The 2,604-nt window shown below is 42.1% G+C and carries 4 protein-coding genes; all 4 read left to right on the forward strand.

The annotated features are described in order from the left end of the window. Positions 1-140: 140 nt before the first annotated feature. The 4 genes from FKN16_RS24055 to FKN16_RS24070 all read left to right on the forward strand — a co-directional run bounded on the left by FKN16_RS24055 (position 141) and on the right by FKN16_RS24070 (position 2,388). Positions 141-650, forward strand: a complete 510-nt coding sequence (locus tag FKN16_RS24055) for an ATPase AAA (protein ID WP_048625630.1) — start codon at positions 141-143, stop codon at positions 648-650. Between the two features lie 153 nt (positions 651-803). Further along, positions 804-1,238 (forward strand): GNAT family N-acetyltransferase, encoded by a 435-nt coding sequence (locus FKN16_RS24060; protein WP_170903717.1) that lies wholly within the window; start codon positions 804-806, stop codon positions 1,236-1,238. A gap of 204 nt (positions 1,239-1,442) precedes the next feature. Then, entirely contained in the window at positions 1,443-1,724 is a 282-nt protein-coding gene (locus FKN16_RS24065) for a hypothetical protein (protein ID WP_053306554.1), read from the forward strand. Between the two features lie 7 nt (positions 1,725-1,731). After that, entirely contained in the window at positions 1,732-2,388 is a 657-nt protein-coding gene (locus tag FKN16_RS24070) for a site-specific DNA-methyltransferase (protein ID WP_069523529.1), read from the forward strand. Positions 2,389-2,604: the final 216 nt, after the last annotated feature.

Below are 2,604 nucleotides of genomic sequence, written 5' to 3' on the forward strand. Positions count from 1 at the left end.
TCAGTTAACAAACTGTTCAAGAGGGATTCGCAACGCGTGGCATTTTCACTATGCGTTGGTTTAAGTGATTAAGGTGGTATGCGGCGGCTTCGGTATTGCGTTGCTCACCCCTTAACAGGGCGTTAGCATGTAGGAGCAACATGAAGAAAATTCTCATCATTGGCAATTCTGGTTCAGGTAAGAGTTGGTTGTCAGATCTGTTGTCTCGAAAGCTCCAGTTGCAAGAAGTTAACTTGGACTCGATTGTATGGGAGCCAGGTGGCTATAACCGGAAACGCTCTCCTAGAGCAATCGAAAATGAAATTGTTAGTTTACGTTCTCAACATAGCTGGGTGGTTGAAGGGGTATTTGGTGCCTTAGCGGAACAGCTCATTCCTTCCGCTGATACGCTGTTGTTCTTGGATTTGGAGTGGTCCGTGTGTGAGAGTTCTCTGCATGCTCGTGGTTCAGAGAGCTCAAAGCAACTTGATGTGGAACAGGCGGAGAAGAATTTTCGAGAGTTATTGAAATGGGCTTCTGAATACACGGTTCGAGAGTCCAAAAGCTCACGGCAGTTTCATCAGCAATTGTTCAGTGATTTTCAGGGCAATAAAGTACGTTTCACTACACGCTCACAAGTCAACGCATTTGTTGTGGAAACAACATGCTAACAAAGCATTTAAGAGTGATTCCCAACGCTTGGCATTTTTCATTCCATCGTTGGGTTTTGTGTTTATGGTGGTATGGTTAAGTTTCGTGGTAGCGTTGCTCACACCTTAATGCGGCGTTATAAGCTATCCGTAGTTGTAGGTTTGGAGAGTTAGGTGTACGAAACCCGTAAAGCTGAAAATAGTGACTATGAGTTCCTATTCGAACTTAAGAAATCAGCAGAATTTGAACCAATCAAAGCTGTATTTGGTTGGGACGAAAGTGTTCAAAAAGAAATTCATCACAATGAGTGGGTCGAAGAAAAGCCAACCATCATCGAAGTCGATGGAGTCGCAGTGGGCAGTTACTTGGTGCAGTACCATTCTGAGAATCTGTACTTTGGTCGCTTTTTCCTATTACCAGAATATCAGGGTAAAGGAATTGGTAGCCAAGTATTAAAAGCTGTCATTGAGCTTGCTGAACAAAAGTCGTTACCGATAAAGCTTTGCTACTTACAAGGAAACCGAGTAGGGCAACTTTACAAAAGGTTTGGCTTTGAGGTTACAGGGCAGGACGAACAGTTCGTGCACATGCTCAAACCACGCTTATAACAAACTGTTTAAGAGTGATTCGCAACGCGTGGCATTTTTACTATGCGTTGTTTTAAGTGATTAAGGTGGCATGCGGCAGCATCGGTATTGCGTTGCTCACACCTTAACAGGGCGTTAGGTTACTAAATTGAGTGCATAGATCGCAGTTTGCATATGTTTTTTCTCTTATTATCGGGTCGTATAAGTCGTTGATAGGAGATAAAAATGGCATGTAATTGTTGTGGTAAACGCTTAAATATCGGCATGATTCACAAGACAGATCCAGTAACTGGTCAAAAATACAAATCTTGTCCTCATTGTTCCGATGCTAATGGAGGAGAACATGTTTTCCATCCATATCCGTTTAACTTTGGTAAAACACCAGCTCGCAAAACTGCACGTAATCCTGATGGTTACCAGAGTTACTGTATTGATTGCCGCAGGCTTGCTAAAGGTGTAGCCTCAAATGTCTATCGTAATGGACGAACATGTAGCGGTTTAATCTAGAGGTTCAATGCAAGTTTTTAAAGAAGATGCAGTTGAATGGCTTTCAACGCTCGCTGACGCGAGCGTTGACTTAGTTATCACAGACCCACCATACGAATCATTGGAAAAGCATCGGAAAATTGGGACCACGACAAGGCTAAAGGTAAGTAAAGCATCAAGTAATCAGTGGTTTCAAATCTTTCCCAATGAAAGGTTTGAGAGTCTTTTACAAGAGATGTACCGAGTCCTAAAGAAAAACTCTCACTTCTATCTGTTTTGCGATCAAGAAACAATGTTCGTAATTAAGCCAATAGCTGAGAAAGTAGGTTTTAAATTTTGGAAACCAATCGTTTGGGACAAAGTCACTATTGGTATGGGCTATCACTACAGAGCTCGCCACGAATACATACTTTTCTTTGAAAAAGGTAAGCGTAAGCTCAATGACTTAGGTGTGCCTGATATACTTCAATCAAAAAGGGTTTATAGGGGCTACCCAACTGAAAAACCCGTAGACTTACTTGAGGTACTTATTTCTCAAAGTACCACTGAAGGTGAGTTAGTAATGGATCCATTCTTTGGCTCTGGTTCGACACTCGTTGCAGCTAAAAAATTAAATCGAAACTACATTGGTTGTGATATTTCAGATGCAGCTCATGAGCACTTTCAAGGCAGAGTCGAAAAATAGTAACCTAACAATCTGTTTAAGAGTGATTCGCAACGCGTGGCATTTTTGCTATGCGTTGCGTTTGGTGTTTAAGGTGATATGCGGTAGCGTCGGTATTGCGTTGCTCACACCTTAACAGGGCGTTAGTACGGGTTTGACATCAAAGGTCATAAGTTTTTGTGTTTATCTGTTTTGGCGCTCGTGTTTACACCTTTCAGTTAGTGGCTTTCACGTTCT

The sequence above is a fragment of the Vibrio sp. 11-4(1) genome (genome assembly GCF_013048625.1).
GTDB lineage: Bacteria > Pseudomonadota > Gammaproteobacteria > Enterobacterales > Vibrionaceae > Vibrio > Vibrio diabolicus.

What these genes read in the sequence shown, in the direction of transcription:
- FKN16_RS24055 (WP_048625630.1), top strand. Translation starts at nt 141, where the DNA reads ATGAAGAAAATTCTCATCATTGGCAATTCTGGTTCAGGTAAGAGTTGG.
- FKN16_RS24065 (WP_053306554.1), top strand. Translation starts at nt 1,443, where the DNA reads ATGGCATGTAATTGTTGTGGTAAACGCTTAAATATCGGCATGATTCAC.
- FKN16_RS24070 (WP_069523529.1), top strand. Translation starts at nt 1,732, where the DNA reads ATGCAAGTTTTTAAAGAAGATGCAGTTGAATGGCTTTCAACGCTCGCT.